Source organism: Synechococcus sp. WH 8016 (genome assembly GCF_000230675.1).
Lineage (GTDB): Bacteria > Cyanobacteriota > Cyanobacteriia > PCC-6307 > Cyanobiaceae > Synechococcus_C.
On record NZ_AGIK01000005.1, the window covers coordinates 141796 to 159548 of the forward strand.

Sequence of the window (17753 nt, forward strand, 5' to 3'; positions counted from 1 at the left end):
CTGGTTGCTGAGACTGTCCAACAGCGCTGGATCAGATCATGGTGTTGCTGATCTTTAAACCGAATCAGCGCTTGCTCAGCATCGCGCAAGGCTCCTGTTCAGCACACATTCATTCCCTGATCAGGTTATTTCGATCCGCCTAATAATCCTTCCAATGTGCGTTGGAGCAACCATAACCATGGCCATTCGCTGCAGACTGGTAGACCAAACCGAGTTTTTAATTTGCATTAATTGATACAAAACAGCGCACAAAACTGACCCCCTTATCCAAAACTTATCAAACCACTCCATTGGGCTATGCAAATCATGCATAGCCCTTGTTTTTGCCCTAAGAGATGAGAGTTCGTATCTTACAAAGACTGGTTACAAGCTAAGTTCTAAACGAATTGCACGATCTGCATGAACTGCCTCGTGCTGGAAGACCAGCAGATATTTCTTGACCTCCTCGGCTCCATGGTGGGGAGCTTCATTGAGATAACGGCTATCTTCAAAGCAAACAGCATCGAAGCTGCTAGAGAGATTTCGAAGCAACACCAAATTGACATTGCAATTCTTGACCTCTATCTACCGGACGGCCACGGCAACGACTTAGCACGCCATCTACTCTCACAAAATCCGTACATCAAATTAATCATCCTTTCTGGGTCAGCACAAGAATTCATTTGTCCCAACAACCTAAAAGAAGCCATTTATGGAATCATCGACAAAACCGATGCATTCGATGCTTTACGCCATTGCATCAATGTGATTGTGAAGCCCGCTCATCATGAGCTAACCCAACGACAGCAAGTCATCTACGGTCTTATCGGAGAGGGGAAAACCACAAAGGAAATTGCAAAAGAGCTGGGAAGTGCTCATTCAACAATAGAGACGCATCGCAAGGCTATTGCCCAGAAGCTGAATGTTAGCGGGGCTGAACTCATTAGAAGAGCCGCTTTAACTCGCACAATTCAAAGCATCAAATAATGAAAAAGCAAGCCAGATCATTAGCTGTCAGGCTAACCAGAACAACAGGTCTTCAGCTGATACTTGTAGCAGGATCTCTGAGCATTTTAGGGTTTAGCGTCGGGCAAAATAATGTCATCGAGCAGAAAGAATCCCATCGCACACATCTCCCAGTCATACGAGTATCAGAAAGGTTAAGCAGCAAGATTAGTTTTCTAACGATTATCAATCAACTTAACGAGGAAGCGATCGCTGCCGACCCTGAGTTACTCAAGGATTTCGACAAGCTCAGCCTGCGTTTCTGGAGACAACTTCGCTCATTTCCTGTTGATTACATCAACTATGGATCAGAAGATGGTTCCTTTATAGGCATCGAAAAGAGCGCGGAGGGGAGTTTTTTCCATAACGAAGACAGTGCACGATTAGGGCGGGGAAAAATGTTTGTTTTCAGTATGAATCCAATCGGACAGAGACATCGGCAAGAAGATGTCATCCCTGGTATGAGCACAACCCACCAAGAGGCTTGGTATGTCGATACGGTAAAAGCTGGCAAGCCAACATGGAGCAAAATTTATGCCTGGGAAGACCAGCCAGACACCTTTTCAATTTCCTACAACGCACCCATTTTCAATCAGGAAGAAAAGCTAATTGGAGTTGTTGGGGTTGATATGCTCATCAACAAACTAAGCAACTGGCTTCAAGAAGCGTGGAAAGACCAGTCGGGCCTAGCATTGATTGTTGAGAAGAATGGGGATATCGTTGCCAGCTCAGAGCCTAAGATCGTGCTGGTTCGTTCTGGCAAAATCATCCGCAGGGCTAACACCCAAGAACTAAAAAATCCAGTCGCAAAATCTCTTTCAAGTCAATTTTTTTCGCAGAAAAACGGAAAAGCATTTATCGATGTGAACAACTTAAATCAAGAACTTGTTAAGATTCCAGACCAAACTGCACAACACTTTGTTTTGAGAGCGACCCCTTGGGGGCAAGAGTTTGGCCTCGATTGGTTTTTAATCACAGGGACATCAGTCGATCAAGAAGTGAGCACGACAGAACGCAATTTAATACTGATGATTTTCATTAGTATTGCAGCCCTCCTTACAGCCTTAGCGATCAACCGCCGCTTGATTAATGCCCTGCTCACCCCCCTAGGGGCCTTAACTTCAGCGAGTCAAAGCACAGAGCATCAAATTACAGATTCAACAGAACAGCCCGAGCTCCTCAGCTTTAATTGCGAGCTTCAAAAATCAGGGACCAAAGAATTTAGCGATCTCCATCAAGCCATTACGGCCATGGTGACAGCATTTAATAAACTCACTCAAGACCTAAAACAAAAAGAGAAACAAATTATCGGGCTTTTTCAAGACAAGCAAGAAAAAGACGAGCGAGCCCTTTCCGTGATGAGCAAGAAATTAAAAACAAGCCTTGAGGCAGGATCCATTGCCCACGAAATCAATCAACCTCTAAGCATCTTAAAGCTCACATCTCAGTCACTCATTAACTCACTTGATAACAACAAGAGTCCCAATTCATCCGACCTAACACATCAGCTTTCTACCATCAACTCGCAATCCGAAAGAATTGTTTTAATCACCAATAAAGTACGAGCACTTCTCCGCAATGCCCAAACAGAATTCTCTGAGATTGATTTAAAACAAGTCATTCAAAGCAGTTTACTCTACATCAATTCAAACAATCCAGACAGTCATACTTGGATTAACAGCCAACAAATTGATTCGATTGCAGACTCAAGCATACTGATTAATGGAGACGCTGTGCAATTACAAATTGCCCTCATTAATATTTTAAAAAACTCCATCGAGTCCTTGCATCAGCCTAACAATCCAGACCCATTAATTCTTGTTAGACTGAAGGATATACGAGAATACTGGAGCATAGAAATTGAAGACAATGGTGAAGGTCTTTTGCCAGAAATCATTGAGGAGTCACTGATGAAAAGCAGCAAACCCGATGGCACAGGCTTAGGTTTATTCATTGCGCGCTCGGCAATAGAAAGTCATAACGGGCACCTATCTCTTCTTAAGGGGTCAAGTGGAGGGCTTCTTGCCCAACTCAACCTGCCTAAAAATCACTAAATGATCCTTCTACCCAGTACTGGGGATTGCAAAAAAAGCGTGATTGGAAGATTATTTATTTACTTTTAAATCATCAAGTGGTTAGCTTAGACCTGCTCTCCAGTCTTGATGGATTGCTATGGCTTCAATCGGGCACAAAAGTAGGCGCACTTTTTAAACAGCACCAAACAACAGTGAGCCGCAATCAAAAGAAATGTGCCCAGGTCTTGGGAATTACACTTAGCAAATCCAAGAGCAAGTGGAAGACTCAAGGGGATTTGACTCTGCTTGAGCTTGAGCGCAAAGTGCATCAAGTTGCTCGCCTACAAGGCAAATCACGCCTGAGGATTGAGGTCAATGGATGGATTGATCATCCTCTTTTTAATCCACCTCCGACAGGTTGGATTGCCGGCTCGGCAAATAATCTCAACGATCCTCATAGCTTGCAATGCTTGAAACAGCATATTATTGATGCTTGTTTATGCCCTCTCACTGACCTCCCAGCTGAATCGGATGATTACGTCATCATTCCACTGAGCATCACCATAGAGGTGGGTTTTATGGTGCTAAAGCAACATGCAAATCACGAACGCATCTTAGATCTGATCAACAGGCTCAAACAGGCACAAAAGAGAGCATGACGAAGGAATCAGAGTATCGCCTGTTTCCTAATTGATATCTCCCTGCTTAAAGGTTGAATAGATCAGTGAGCAAGGGCTCCACCCCTATCAATCAATACACCATGCGCATCCCTCTCACATACACGGCATTGAGATCATCGAACAAAGACGCCAACCAAGCCAGTCAAGCTGGGCCTTAGTAAAGGAAAAGCAAGAATCAAACCCAACCCAAAGCGTTGGTTCCTTTGTAACTTCATGAACATAATTCGTTGCAGCAAGGGCAAACATTCGGCTAACACCTGGTCCCAAAAGTGCACAGCTTGCATGCATTGATCCCAACCGCCTCAAGATCGTGCATAATGAAGAATGTCTAAATCAGAAAAACAACAGGCTATTTAGGTGGAATCTTGATTCAAAGTCAGCGTCATGGTTAGTTTAGATTTGCTTTCTAGCTTTGATGGAATGATATGGCTTCAGTCTGGGAAAAAAGTAGGTAAAATTTTTGAGCAGCATCAGACAACAATCAGCAGAAACCAGAAAAAATGTGCTCATGTCTTTGGAATAAAACTCCAAAAAATAGGCAATCATTGGCGACCCCAGGGAGATTCGCTCTTGCTTCAACTTGAGCGAATGGTCCATCAAACGGCTCGTTTCCAAGGAAAATCAAGCTTGAGACTTGATGCCAATCGGTGGCTTGATCACTCCCTGCTGAATCCACCACCCTCAGGATGGATTGTGTCTTCAGCTAAAAACTTTAGCGATTCCCATAGTCTTGAATGCCTGGAACAACGCATCGTGGATGCTTGGCTATGCCCTCTTAAGGCCATGCCATTAGAGTCTAACCATTTAATCGAAATCAAACTCAGTTCAAAGGAAGATATTGGTGTTGTCGTGCTTCAAGAGTATGCCAATCATCAATGCATTTTAAATTTGATAAGCATGCTCGAGAAAACTTCAGCAGCAGAACAAATCAAACAATAACGTTCATCCTGGAACCTTAAATAGCACCGCTGATTGAGGCGACAGTGAATGGTGAGCCCTCTGGTAGCGACCAATCACCGCACCATCCGTCTCCCAACCATCTCGTGCGACGTCGTGAGGATCCAGTCGCAAAGCCTTCCTCCGAGAGCGGTTCACCACCACCACCACCCCAGGAGCACGTCCGATGAGGCCATCACGGGCATGAGCCTGCCACGACAGGCCGCGCTCCCGCACCGCCTCCAGCTGTTGACGAACCTTGGTCAACGCCATGATCCTCTTGCGCAAATCATGGGGCCAGGGCTCCTCCCATGGCATCGCTTCGCGACAGGCAGGTTCGGCTCCTCCCTCAAGGCCCACTTCCGTTCCGTAGTACAGGCAAGGAGCCCCAGGCTGAAGCATCAAGATCAGCAATGCCAAAGACAGAGCAGCCACATCTCCTTTCAGGCTGTGCAACGCCCGCGGCACATCATGACTATCTAAAAGGTTGAGCTGGCAGCGATTCACCTCCGGCGCATACCAAGCCTGCGTCTCAGACCAGATTTCAAGCAATGCCTCCGTCTCCAGAGGGCGCAAGGGGTACATCGGGTTGCGATAGCGACGACGCAAGCGAGAGCCCGCCACCCAACAGAGGCTGCTCCAACCCAAGCGGTAATTCATCACCCCATCGAAATGCTCTCCTTGCAACCAAGGCCGGGCATCGCCCCATATCTCACCCACGATCCAAGCCTCAGGATTCACCGCCTTCACCATGCGGCGAAAATCCACCCAAAAGGCTGCTGGCACTTCATCAGGCACATCCAAACGCCAGCCGTCGATGCCTCGCTCCAACAAGTGCTTGCCTACCGCCAACAGGTGCTCCTTCACGGGCGGATGGTCGTGGTTGAACTTCGGCAATGCCGGATCATTCCACCAACAGCCATAACCACAGGCCTGGCCCTTGCGCGGATAGGGACGAAGCGGCCACTGATGCACATGGAACCAATCGCGATAAGGGGAGCGATCACCGTTTTCGAGCAGGTGATGGAACGCCCAAAAGCCGCGCCCGCAATGGTTAAACACCCCATCGAGAATCAGGCGCATGCCCCGTTGATGCACCGCCGCAATCAGGGCATCAAGGGCCTCATTCCCGCCCAGGAGTGGGTCCACCTCGAAGTAGTCATAGGCGTGATAGCGATGATTGGCAGCCGAACTAAAGATTGGCGTGAGATAGAGGCAGGTCACTCCCAACCCCTGTAGGTGATCGAGAGCATCGATCACCCCATACAGATCGCCCCCCTGAAACCCCTGCTCCGCCGGATCTGTCCCCCAGGGCTGCAACGACAAGCCCTGTTGCGCTTCGACCCGTCCACTGCGGCGAAAACGATCTGGAAATACTTGGTACACCACCGCCTTAGCAACCCAAGCGGGAAACTGGCCAATGCATTGTGTCTCCGTCATTCCTTTGCATGCCTCTGGTCCCATCGCTAGCAAGTAGGAAACGAGATGGCTATGGCAGCACCGCCCCTCCTGCTCGCACTAGATCAAGGCACCAGCAGCTCACGCGCCGCTCTGTTCGATACGGATGGCCGTCCAATCGCCAGCGCTTCCGCTCCTCTGGACATTCACTATCCCGCTGATGGCTGGGTGGAACAAAGTCCCACGGCGATCTGGGAGAGCCAGCGCCTGGCGATGAGCCGCCTTGAGCAAGCGATCACTCCAGAGCAGCAGAAGGCTGTGATCAGCTGCGGAATCACCAATCAGCGTGAAACCACCACGCTTTGGAAACGAAGCGATGGCAGCCCTTGCGGCCCCGCCCTGGTCTGGCAGGACGGCCGCACCGCCGATCTCTGTGAGCAATGGAAGGCAAGCGGCCTTGAAACGAGCTGGAGAGCCCGAACGGGCCTCATGCTCGACCCCTATTTCAGCGCGAGCAAAATCCGCTGGCTTCTCGACCATGAGCCCGCCGCAAGCAGTGCCGCGGCCCAAGGTGATCTCTGCTTTGGAACCGTGGAGAGCTGGCTTCTATGGCAACTCAGTGGCGGCACAATCCATGCCACCGACATGAGCAATGCCAGCCGCACCCTGCTCATGGATCTGGAACGGCGGCAATGGCTCGATGACGCCTGCGCTGAAATTGGCTTGCCCAAGCAGGCTCTCCCGGAACTCAGGCCATGCCGAGGAGATTTCGGGGTCATCCAAGCAGGATTGCCCTTTGCTGGCGTGCCGATTCAAGCCCTGCTTGGTGACCAGCAAGCAGCCACCCTGGGGCAACTCTGCCTGCTACCAGGGGAAGGCAAATGCACCTACGGCACGGGCGCTTTTCTTGTCGTAAACACGGGCACCACCATCCGACAGTCCGACGCCGGTCTGCTCAGCACCCTGGGCTGGACCGATGAGCACGGCACCCCCACCTATTGCTTAGAAGGAAGCCTGTTCAATGCGGGCACGGTGGTGCAATGGCTGCGCGACGGCCTCGGCATCATTCGCAGTGCCGAAGAGGTCAATCCCCTAGCGCAAGAAGTGGAGAACGCCGCCGGGGTCATGCTTGTTCCCGCCTTCACAGGATGGGGCACACCACACTGGGATCCCAGTGCCCGTGGTTTGTTGATAGGGCTCACCCGCGACACCCGGCGAGGTCATATCGCCCGAGCCGCCCTGGAAGGAATCGCCCTCTCCGTTGCCAGTCTTGTGGAATTGGCAGAGCAAGCCATGGACCAAAGCCTCGGGGAGCTGGCCGTTGATGGGGGAGCAGCTGCTTCCGATCCTCTCCTGCAAGCCCAAGCCGACAGCACCGGTTTGCGCGTGCGGCGCCCAAAGCATCTCGAAAGCACAGCGCGCGGTGTGGCCCTTCTGGCCGGCTTACAAGCCGGCGTGATTGCAGATCTCAAAGACTTGGTGGCAAATCGCACCCAAAACTCCAGCGTGTTTGAGCCCCAACAAACCCTGGAGCAGCGCCAACGCTGGCGCCAGCGTTGGAACGATGCTGTGACTAGGAGCCTGCACTGGAATGGCTGATCAACGTTTTGACCTCGTCGTCATCGGCGGCGGGGCCAGTGGATGCAGCGTGGCCTACGAAGCGGTCCGCCGCGGCCTGCGGGTTGCACTGCTCGAGGGCCATGACCTCGGTAGTGGCACCAGCTGCCGCAGCACCAAGCTCCTGCATGGAGGGGTTCGATATCTCGAACTTGCTTTCAAAACAGCCGACCTCGCCCAATTGCGCTTGGTTCGAGAAGCCTTGCTCGAGCGAGGCCACTGGCTGGACCAGGCCCCGTTTTTAGCGCGACGCCTTGAACTGGCCCTCCCCAGCGACTCCCTCTTCGGTCAGGCCTACTACCGCCTTGGCCTTGGCCTCTATGACGCCCTATCCGGTCGAGCAGGGATCGGCAGCAGTCGCTTGCTGTCTTCCACGCAACTCAAACAGGCCTTACCTCTGCTGCGTCCCGATGTTCAACGGGGGGTGGCCTACAGCGACGGGCAATTTGATGATGCTCGCCTGAATCTGCTGCTCGCTTTAACCGCTGAGCGGGCCGGTGCTGTTCTACGGACCCGCACCAAGGTTCGAGAACTAGAGCGCAACAGCCAAGGGCAGATCTGTGCTGCCATCAGCGAAAACCACAGAGGAGAGCAAGAGCGCTGGGAAGCCAGGGCGGTGGTGAATGCCACAGGCATCCATGCCGATGCCATCCGCCGGATGGCCGATCCCAACTGCTCCATGCGCATGCTCACCAGCAGGGGAGTGCATCTGGTCTTACGCGCTGACCTCTGTCCTGAGGGGCTTGGCTTGCTGTTGCCATCCACCGATGACGGACGCGTTTTGTTCATGTTGCCGTTCTTTGGACGCACCCTGGTCGGCACCACAGACACCCCCTGCCCGCAAGCCAACGCAGCCGCTCCATCCGCAGACGAGCAAAACTATTTGCTCGATTACGTGAAGCGCTGGTTCCCCGACCTCGGCGATCCCGTTGTGGGGAGCTGTTGGGCTGGCGGACGACCGCTGCTCAAGCCAGCCGGTGCTGACGTGAATAGCAGCAGGGTCGTGCGCGAGCACGAGGTTGAAACGCTGAACAGTGGCCTGATCAGCGTGATGGGGGGGAAATGGACCACCTGCAGACCCATGGCGCTCGACACCCTTAAGGCGGTGGAAGAGCAATTCGGGAGCCCCCTTCCCGACCCCTCTGCATTACCGCTGATCGGCGCAGATGAAGACCCCAAGCGCACTCCCTCTCTGCTGCAAGAGCAAGTCCGCGCCCTGGAACGCTTGCTACCAGAGACCCCTCTACGCGATCAACAACGGGCCCACCTGCAATCCAGTTTCGGATTGGAAGCGGCTGCACTCGTGGCCAGTTGGAGTGAAAGCGAGCGTCAGCCTTTGAGCGATGTCATCCCCGTATGCCGCGGTGAATTACGCCATGCCATCAGCGCCGAACACGCCTGCACGGCAACGGATGTCCTCGCCCGTCGCTGCCGCTTGGCCATGGTGGACCAGGACGAAGCCGAGCGGCTTCTCCCCCAGGTTCAAGCCCTTCTTGAAGAGGAGGGGATAGACGCCCCCAACACCCCACCGGAGCTGAACTTGTCCTGCTGATCAGCAAAGTCATCGCTGCTGTGGTCTGTTTCCTCCACCTCACCAATCAACCACCAGCTGAATCCATGCGCGGCGAGGTAGACAAACCAATCCGCATCCGCAGGGGGGAAATCGCACCCCCACAGCACCTCGCGGGTGCGTTCACCAGACCAACGGCTCAGGTCGAGGCGAAAGGATGCCCCAGCGGCTGAGAGATTGGCCGCCACCATCACCGTCATGGTGGCGTTCGTGCGGACATACACAATCACACCAGGATGGGCGCAATCCAACAGTTCAAAGTCGCCATTGCGCAAGGCGGGAAGCAGCTTGCGGCAGGTGAGCATGCGTCGATGCCAATTCAGAAGCGATCCAGGCAACTGCTTCTGAACTTCCACATTCACCACCCGATAGTCGTATCCGGGAGCCGTGATGGGTGGCAACACCAGCAGTGGATCTGGAGCCGTTGAAAATCCACCATTTCGTCCTGGAGTCCAAGCCATCGGAGTGCGATTCGGGTCGCGGTCGCGCAAGCCCGGCCAATCCCCCATCCCAAGCTCATCTCCGTAATAGAGGCATGGAAGTCCTGGAAGGCTGTACAGCAGGGCATGCATCACCCGATTGGACCCCGGATCACCATTGAGCAAAGGCGCAAGACGCCGATTGATTCCCCAGTTCAGCCAATGGCCCTGCCCCTGATGCAATCCGGCTCGGATCGTTTGGATCACATCTTCTGGAACCAGATGGCCATCCCCCAACCAAAGCTCATCGTGATTGCGTAAAGGCAAGGCCCAGCGACAACCACCAACAGCGTTCTGAGCCGCCCGCAAACACTCACGCAAGGCCTCCACCGTTCCACTGGCAATCGAGGCAAACAGGTGGGCCGTTAGGGCGAAGTTAAAGGCTCCATGCAGTTCGTCATCCGCGAGGTAAGGAGCAGCCTCCTCCACGGGTTGAATCGCTTCTGCGAGGAGCAAAACATCCTTGCCATGGCGATCCACCCGTGCCCGTAAACGCTTGAGGAATTCATGCGTTTCAGGCAACCCTTCACAACGGGAACCCTCGGCTTCACAGAGAAAGGGAACCGCATCAAGACGGAAGCCATCCACGCCTCGCTCAATCCAAAAATCCACCACATCGAGCATCTCCTCCTGCACGACTGGGCTGTCGTAATTGAGGTCGGGTTGATGACGCAAAAAACGGTGGAGGTAGTACTGCTGCGCCACCTCGTCCCATTCCCAGTTCGAAGACTCGAAATGGCGGAACAGCACGGGTGCATCGGCATAACGCTTGGGGTCATCGCTCCACACATACACGTCCCGTTCAGGACTGCCTTCAGGGGCCCAACGGGCGCGCTGAAACCAAGGGTGGAGCGTGCTGGTGTGATTCAGCACCAGATCCATCACCACCTTGATTCCGTGAGAGTGCGCTGCGATCAAAACCCGATGGAAGGCCGCTAAATCTCCCAGTTCTGGATGGATGGACTTGAAGTCGGTGATGTCGTAACCACCATCCTGCAGAGGCGATGGATAAATCGGGGTGAGCCAAATGGCTTCCACGCCCAACCAACGGAGATAGGGCAGGCGATTCGCCAAACCCTGCAGGTCGCCGATCCCATCCCCATTGCCATCGGCATAGCTGCGCACAATCAGCTGGTAGATGACGGCACCGTTCCACCACGGCTGCTGCTTTGTCATCACGCCGGAACCATTCCAACTCGTACTAACCCTGATCGGCCGCGACGTCACCCCCTCGTTCGCGATCCATCGATCAGGACTGCGAGCATGGAATCAGATCCCATGGCTTGCGATGGTCAGCTCCTGCCCCCACGAAGCCTTCCAAGCTGCTGATTTAAAGAGTCTCCGCTCCTCTGTCGTCTCGGGGCAGACCCGACCAGAAGCTTGGCGGCGCCAACAATTAAAACGATTCAGCGACCTGCTGGATCGCCATGAAGCAGAGATTCTTGAGGCCCTTCGTATCGACCTCGCCAAACCAGAGCTCGAGGGGATGTTTGAAATCGTGGCGTTGCTCCAAGAATTAAAAGTTACGCGGAGGCGACTCAAGGCCTGGATGCGCCCTCGCCGCATCCCCGTACCGATCGCGCAACAGCCAGGGCGGGCCCAACTCATCCGAGAGCCGTTGGGATGCGTACTTGTAATCGGCCCCTGGAACTACCCGTTCATGCTCACGCTCCAGCCCCTGATCAGTGCCCTTGCTGCGGGGAACACCGTTGTCTTGAAACCGTCCGAGCATGCTCCTGCCGCTGCAGCCCTGATCACACGCCTCATCACGGAGGGATTCCCCAGCGATGTGGTGAGGGTGGTGAATGGGGATGGATCCACCGCGGCCGCTCTCGTGGACCTTGGTTTCGACCACATCTTTTTCACAGGCGGTGGAGCGATTGGAGCCAAGGTGCTGGCCGGTGCCGCCCGTCATCTCACGCCCGTCACGCTGGAGCTGGGTGGCAAAAATCCTGCCGTTGTGCTCGACGGTGCAGACCTGGCAGTGACCGCCCGCCGCTTGATTTGGGGCAAAGGGGTGAATGCTGGACAAACCTGCATCGCCCCTGACCACCTCCTGGTTCAGACCAGCATCCGGCAGCGCCTCGTGGAGGCCTTACGAGAGGAGCGCCGCAAGCTCTATGGAGACGATCCAATCGCTTCTGCTGATCTCAGCTCCTTAATCCACGATCGGCATTTTCAACATCTCGAAGGCCTGCTCGCGACTGCACGAGCAGAGGGACGCGTCTTGTTTGGGGGGGAATGCGACCGCCAAAGCCGCAAGATCGCACCCACCTTGATTGAGGTTCACAGCGACCAGGATCCCTTGATGGCAGAGGAAATCTTTGGCCCCTTATTGCCCATGTTGACGGTGGATACGTTGGATTCCGCCATTACACGGATTCAACAGCAAGACAAGCCATTGGCGATCTACCTCTTTGGCGGTGATCACAACGACCAACGCGAGGTTCTGCAACGCACCAGTTCAGGTGGGGTCTGCTTTAACGATGTGGTGATGCAAAAAGGGGTTCCTGAATTGCCATTCGGTGGAGTGGGCCCCAGTGGCATGGGCAGCTATCACGCAGAAACCGGCTTTCAAACCTTCTCCCATGAACGCTCAGTACTGAGCCGGCCCTTTTTTCCCGACATTCGTCTCCGCTACCCCCCGTATTCATTGAATCCTGCGTTATTTCGCCGTTTGGTTGGCTGAACACCACGCAACAACGCTCCCCATCAATCGATACAAATCAATCTGCGCGAGGGACTGGCGAGTTGGGCCAGACACCTTATGTTTCGCCCAGCTCAGAAAGAAGCATGCGAAGCATTGTTGCCGCCGCCCTAACCCTGTCGGCACTGATGCCCCTTCAAGCGGGCGCGGCATCGATCACCGTAAAACCAGGTGACACCATCTCCGGTCTTGCTGACCGCTATGGCGTTTCGGTTAAAAGCTTGATGCGAGAAAATGGAATTCGCAATTCCAACCATGTAGAAGTTGGGCAAACATTGCGTTTGCCAAGTGGTGCCAGGGGTGTTGTTAGCGCTGGCAAAGGACGCCACACCGTTCGCGGGGGAGACACCCTCGGTGGCATTGCGGCTCGATATCGCGTCAGTGAAAAAGATCTGATCGCCATCAACAGCCTTCCAAGTGCTGACCATGTTGAAGTTGGCCAAACGCTGAAGCTGCCGACATCGGCGGTGCTTCCCAAGCCAAAACCCGTGGCGAAAGCCAAGCCGACGCCGATCAAAGCCAACCCCAATGCCACATCCCACACCGTGGCCAGAGGTCAGACCCTCACCCAGATCGCACGCGCCTATGAGGTTCCCGTGGCGTCGTTGATTGATCTCAACACCATCAATGACCCCAACAAGGTGACGATTGGAACCAAGTTGATGCTGCGGGATACCCGTCGCCCTGAGACCAGCGAATCGGTCACTACATCGGTCAGCACATCGGTCAGCACACCAGTGCAAGCGAGCACCACACCAGCAGCAAAGCCCGTTCTCACCGCCACGGTCAGCCAGCCAGCCAAGACGGTTCAGGTGAACTCGGTTCAGGCCAAGTCGGTTCAGGCCAAGCCCGTTCAAGCCAAACCTGCTGCCACAACAACGGCAGCAACAAAAAAAGCCGTGAAGGCCAAACCAGTCGAGGCCAAACCAGCGGCATGGCGCACCTACGGTCCGCTCCAAGTGGACTGGAGCAACTGGCAATCCATGGGCGGGAGCATGGTGGCTCCAACCTTGAACAGCGAGGGCAAGCCCCTTTACGTAGCGGTGAACTGCTCAGCAGGCAAAATCAACGTCACCAGCTCTGATGGTGCCTGGAAAAGCTGGATTGCCCCCCAGACCAATTTCGAGAGGGATCTCATGATGGATCGCTGTAAAAAAACCGCTTAAGCCAGGCGGAGGCCACTTAGCAACGGCACTCAAGCCGCGTAATGCAGAGGCCACGGGGCATGCAGAAATTGTCTGCCGCTATCACGTAAGGACAAGCGTTGGGCGCCGTCATTGCTCTCACGAATGAGCTCCTCTTGCACAAGCCTGCGCGCAAGCCAGCCCCAACGCTCTTCGCTGCCATCAATTTCGCGCAAACGCTCCGTCAGGCTGCGGATATCTGCTCCCTGACCGGCATCGATCACCTCCAATAATTCTTGGGCGCGATCCGACCAATCCTTCGCCCGCCCATCGGCCAAGCAACGATCACAGCGGCCGCAAGGAGAGGTGAGCTCGCCCACCGAGAGCAACAGGGCTTGCTCGCGGCAAATCTCTCCCTCAGCAACAGCTTCCATCCGCCTCAATTGCTGCTGGGAGAACTCCACCCGCCAAACGTCATCGTCGGACGCCTTGGATTCAGCAGCACGACGCAACGTGGACTGCATGGCCCAGCCCAAGCTGGTTCGATCTCCAGGCGAAAACAACACCAGGCAGTGGGCCGGTCTGCCATCGCGTCCAGCGCGACCTGACTCCTGGAGATATCCCTCCGGGGTGGCCGGCAAATCCAAATGCAACACCAGCCCCACATCCGAGCGGTCAACGCCCATCCCAAACGCCACGGTGGCCACCAAAACCGGCGCATCAGCTTCTAGGAAATGCCTGAGTGCCTCCTCGCGGCGCTCTACCTCCAGTCCCGCGTGATACGTGATTGCTTGAATTCCTTGGGATTGCAGCCGTTCGGCCCAAAGCTCCACCGAGCGCCGAGTCCTGGCATAGATCAAGGTGGCACCACGTGAGTGCTTGAGAGCCTCCAAAACATCGGGGAGAGGATCTCTCGCACGGCGCCGCATCGTGTAGTGGAGATTGCTGCGTTGCGACGACGACACCTGGATCAGCGGTTTGCATAACCCCAGCAGACGAAGAATGTCAGCCCGCACCCTCGGGGCTGCGGTGGCGCTCAACGCAACGAGTGGAACGCCAGGACACAGGGCGCGAAGTTGACCAAGGCGCCTGTAGTCAGGCCGAAAATCATGCCCCCAAGCGCTGATGCAATGGGCTTCATCCACGGCCAAAGCCACCAACCGCCCTTCCCGCGCATGGGCAGAGAGCATGTCCCTCGCCGCCTCCCCTTGGAGACGCTCAGGGGCGAGGTAAAGAAGACGCAAGCTGCCAGCCGACAACTGCGTCTGAATCAAACGTCGTTGTTCGGGTTGAATCCCGCGGTGCAGGCAGGCAGCAGCAATGCCCCGCCGCTGGAGTTGCAAAACCTGATCATCCATCAGGGCAACGAGTGGAGAAATCACCACCACCAACCCTTGCCGGACCAAGGCAGGGAGCTGAAAACAGAGTGATTTGCCCCCGCCCGTTGGCAACACAGCTAAGCAGTCACGGCCGCTGAGCAGGGCATCGATCACCGGACGCTGTCCTGAACGAAAGGAATCCCAGCCGTAATACCTGTGGAGAGCCTCAAGGAGTGGATCCAACTCGCACCCTCACTCCACAGATAGTGTCCTCACTTTAACGAGCACTAGATCTAGAGGGTGATGGGAGGCTCCAGTTGGTCAGGAGCCTCCTCAACGAGTTGAAGTCTCACCCTCTTGCCACCAGCAAGTTCCCCGAGCGACACCCGCATGGTGGCTCCACTCAAGGTCTGTAGCGCTGTCAAAACATCACGAAGATAAGGCGTGCTGCTTCCGCTTTCCACCCACAACCGTTCATGCAATCCGCCTAACCGTCTCCAGGAGGTATGCAGCTTGAGAACGGCGGCTTCCAGCGCCTGAGCCTGCCCGACGGCATCGGCAAGCAAGCCAAGAGCGTCGAGGCGCTGCGCCTCCTGCATTGCTTTCTCTAGGTCCAGATCACCCTGGTGAAAGGCACGTACAGCAACGCCTGACTCCGTGGCTTTGGTAATCCATCGGGCCGTGTGGGTGACATCCTTAATCCGATCCAGCTCCGGCTCATCACGAAGCACCTTGCGGAAGTCTTCCTGCTGAAGTTCGGGAAGCTTGGACAGTTCGCGCACCAATGGCGCGACAACCTTGGAAGGCAGCAAATTCTCCTGCGCCCGTTGACGAATTTCGTCCGGCAGCAGGGGACTAGTTGCAGAGGTGAAATCATCCGTCAGTCTGCGGACTTGCTTGCGGGTGATCTCCTGCCCCTCGTTGGCCGCTTCCGCAATCATCACTTGCACTTCAGGCGCTGCCAACGCGGTCTCAAGAAAAGCCCGTTTGGAAAACTGGTTCACACTCGATGGCTCCAGCAAACCCTCACCCACCAAACCTTGCTCTGATTCAGCCAGCTGAATCAGTCCATACGCCCGAGTCTTGCTGATTTCCCGTTCGCGAAGCCACTGCAAAAAGCCCGCACCACGTCCTTCCCCTCCACGTTTTTCACGATCACGCACCGATTTGAGGATGCGACCACGCCAAATTTCCGTCTGAAGATCAAATTTGTCGCACACATCCCAGGCCTGCTCGAGACGAGCCAGGAATTCCATCGTGCTGATGGCATCGCTTTCAGGATCTGGAAGGTCGAGATTGAACGCGGGTGCTTCGGGACTCAGGCTCGTCAAAGGCGTTGTCGGTGGGGTGGTGATGGATGCTGCCATGGCGATGCCGCGATCTGAGCATCAGGGCGAACGACATTCTGTGACGCTCACTCCATCTGGAGACCATGCAGCGATACGCTCAGCTTGCATCAACGTTTCTGCGCAGCGATGGCAATTTCCCGCGGTGACAAGGTGCGCATTAAGCGCCCTGAGTCCTATTGGTACAACGATGTCGGCACGGTGGCCTCCATCGATACTTCAGGCATTCGATACCCGGTGGTCGTTCGCTTTGAAAAGGTGAATTACAACGGGATTTCCGGATCAGAAGGCGGAATCAACACCAATAATTTCGCTCAAGCGGAACTAGAGCCGGCCTGAGGCCGTTGCCCGAACTCCCAGAAGTTGAGACGGTTCGTCGTGGATTAGCGGATCGTCTTGCCCAATTTGTCATCAGCGATCTTGAAGTGTGCCGGGACAGGGCGATTGCTAGTCCTGGTGGAGCTGAGTGCTTTGAATTAGGACTCGTCAATTGCCGTGTAGGTCAATGGACGAGAAGAGGAAAGTACCTCTACGCAGAACTTCATAGGCCAGCATCAGCCGAAGCAGATGCAGGTGAGGAGAGCGGTGGATATTGGGGGGTGCATTTACGAATGACCGGACAATTTCAGTGGGTCGAAGACGACACTCCAGCCTGCAATCACACGCGCGTTCGATTTTGGAATGCCAAAGGTCAGGAGCTGCGCTTCGTTGATCTGAGAAGTTTTGCAGAAATGTGGTGGGTCCCACCTGCAGTTGCGGTGGAGTCAGTGATGACGGGTTTGAAAAAGTTGGGGCCTGAGCCCTTTAGCCAAGACTTCAAAACGCAGTACTTACAAGAACGATTCAAAGGATCAACGCGCTCGATCAAAGCGGCATTATTGGATCAATCGATTGTGGCTGGCACAGGCAACATCTATGCCGACGAAAGTTTATTTGCTGCGGGCATTCGCCCTCAAACAGCAGCAGGCCAACTCAATCGCAAACAACTAGACAAACTCAGGGTGTGCCTAATTGAGATCCTAGAACTGAGCATTGGGGCAGGGGGAACAACCTTTAGTGACTTCAGAGATCTCGAAGGAGTGAATGGCAATTACGGAGGACAAGCTGCGGTGTATCGGCGCACAGGACAACCATGTTTAAAATGTGGACAAGCAATTGAACGTATCAAGCTTGCAGGACGCAGCACCCACTGGTGCTCAAACTGTCAGACTTAAAAACAAAAGTTCCAAGGAAAACCCCTTAACTGACTTAGAGAATAGGGGCAAGAATAGTACAGTCCGATTCACAAAAATTCCGAGCGAGAGTCCAGCAGACCGAAAAAACACGCAACCGAATCACAATTTACGCAGAATCAAAAAGGGAGATTCAACCTACACAGAACGATTATTCATCAAAAAGCTAGATCCGATTCCATGGCAATTGATTGAACGAATCAGGACCAAAGTAACGCGAAATTAGGCACAAAAAAAGCCACCCCTTCAAGGGATGGCTTTCTTCGTTTGAAATGTTTTTACCTGGCATCGAGCTATTTTCTCAGGGGGCTACCCCCCAAATATCGTCGCCGCTGCTGCGTTTCAC

Annotated in this window: 14 protein-coding genes; 10 read left to right on the forward strand and 4 right to left on the reverse strand. The window is 54.4% G+C overall.

Features of this window, described 5'->3' with window-relative positions:
• Positions 1-399: 399 nt before the first annotated feature.
• The 4 genes from SYN8016DRAFT_RS12310 (at position 400) to SYN8016DRAFT_RS12325 (ending at position 4618) form a co-directional block, all read left to right on the forward strand.
• A complete protein-coding gene (locus SYN8016DRAFT_RS12310) occupies positions 400-966 on the forward strand; it encodes a response regulator transcription factor (RefSeq protein WP_006854747.1) in 567 nt (188 codons plus the stop codon).
• Positions 966-3038 (forward strand): ATP-binding protein, encoded by a 2073-nt coding sequence (locus SYN8016DRAFT_RS12315; RefSeq protein WP_006854748.1) that lies wholly within the window; start codon positions 966-968, stop codon positions 3036-3038. The genes SYN8016DRAFT_RS12310 and SYN8016DRAFT_RS12315 overlap by 1 nt, the downstream gene beginning before the upstream one ends.
• Before the next feature lie 26 nt (positions 3039-3064).
• Positions 3065-3658 carry a hypothetical protein gene (locus SYN8016DRAFT_RS12320; protein WP_006854749.1) on the forward strand — a complete coding sequence of 198 codons (594 nt, stop codon included), beginning with the start codon at positions 3065-3067 and terminating at the stop codon, positions 3656-3658.
• A gap of 405 nt (positions 3659-4063) precedes the next feature.
• Positions 4064-4618, forward strand: coding sequence for a hypothetical protein (locus SYN8016DRAFT_RS12325; RefSeq protein WP_006854751.1), 555 nt, complete (start codon positions 4064-4066; stop codon positions 4616-4618).
• 3 nt (positions 4619-4621) lie between these two features.
• On the opposite strand, the gene SYN8016DRAFT_RS12330 is transcribed toward SYN8016DRAFT_RS12325, so the two are convergent.
• Positions 4622-6079 (reverse strand): glycoside hydrolase family 13 protein, encoded by a 1458-nt coding sequence (locus SYN8016DRAFT_RS12330; RefSeq protein WP_006854752.1) that lies wholly within the window; start codon positions 6077-6079, stop codon positions 4622-4624.
• 21 nt (positions 6080-6100) lie between these two features.
• Between SYN8016DRAFT_RS12330 and SYN8016DRAFT_RS12335 the strand changes: the two genes are divergently transcribed.
• On the forward strand, positions 6101-7612 hold the full coding sequence (locus SYN8016DRAFT_RS12335) for a glycerol kinase GlpK (protein WP_006854753.1): 1512 nt from the start codon (positions 6101-6103) through the stop codon (positions 7610-7612).
• The gene (locus SYN8016DRAFT_RS12340) at positions 7605-9182 is read left to right on the forward strand and encodes a glycerol-3-phosphate dehydrogenase/oxidase (RefSeq protein WP_006854754.1); all 1578 of its coding nucleotides are present in this window, start codon (positions 7605-7607) and stop codon (positions 9180-9182) included. The genes SYN8016DRAFT_RS12335 and SYN8016DRAFT_RS12340 overlap by 8 nt, the downstream gene beginning before the upstream one ends.
• Here SYN8016DRAFT_RS12340 and SYN8016DRAFT_RS12345 read toward each other — a convergent pair.
• Complete coding sequence (locus tag SYN8016DRAFT_RS12345; RefSeq protein ID WP_006854755.1) at positions 9113-10855, reverse strand: alpha-amylase family protein; 1743 nt, start codon at positions 10853-10855, stop codon at positions 9113-9115. The two genes, SYN8016DRAFT_RS12340 and SYN8016DRAFT_RS12345, sit on opposite strands and share 70 nt — an antisense overlap.
• 112 nt (positions 10856-10967) lie before the next feature.
• Between SYN8016DRAFT_RS12345 and SYN8016DRAFT_RS12350 the strand changes: the two genes are divergently transcribed.
• A complete protein-coding gene (locus tag SYN8016DRAFT_RS12350; protein ID WP_006854756.1) occupies positions 10968-12368 on the forward strand; it encodes an aldehyde dehydrogenase family protein in 1401 nt (466 codons plus the stop codon).
• 104 nt (positions 12369-12472) lie between these two features.
• The gene (locus SYN8016DRAFT_RS12355; RefSeq protein WP_006854757.1) at positions 12473-13552 is read left to right on the forward strand and encodes a LysM peptidoglycan-binding domain-containing protein; all 1080 of its coding nucleotides are present in this window, start codon (positions 12473-12475) and stop codon (positions 13550-13552) included.
• A 29-nt stretch (positions 13553-13581) separates the two neighbouring features.
• Here the strand turns inward: SYN8016DRAFT_RS12355 and SYN8016DRAFT_RS12360 are convergent, their stop codons facing one another.
• Both SYN8016DRAFT_RS12360 and SYN8016DRAFT_RS12365 read right to left on the reverse strand, forming a co-directional pair.
• Positions 13582-15072: an ATP-dependent DNA helicase RecQ gene (locus SYN8016DRAFT_RS12360; RefSeq protein ID WP_006854758.1), complete on the reverse strand. Its 1491-nt coding sequence runs from the start codon at positions 15070-15072 to the stop codon at positions 13582-13584.
• 50 nt (positions 15073-15122) lie between these two features.
• Positions 15123-16196, reverse strand: coding sequence for a hypothetical protein (locus SYN8016DRAFT_RS12365; RefSeq protein WP_006854759.1), 1074 nt, complete (start codon positions 16194-16196; stop codon positions 15123-15125).
• A 108-nt stretch (positions 16197-16304) separates the two neighbouring features.
• Between SYN8016DRAFT_RS12365 and SYN8016DRAFT_RS12370 the strand changes: the two genes are divergently transcribed.
• Entirely contained in the window at positions 16305-16514 is a 210-nt protein-coding gene (locus SYN8016DRAFT_RS12370; RefSeq protein WP_006854760.1) for a photosystem I reaction center subunit IV, read from the forward strand.
• 5 nt (positions 16515-16519) lie between these two features.
• The gene (locus tag SYN8016DRAFT_RS12375) at positions 16520-17389 is read left to right on the forward strand and encodes a DNA-formamidopyrimidine glycosylase (RefSeq protein ID WP_006854761.1); all 870 of its coding nucleotides are present in this window, start codon (positions 16520-16522) and stop codon (positions 17387-17389) included.
• Positions 17390-17753 lie beyond the last annotated feature (364 nt).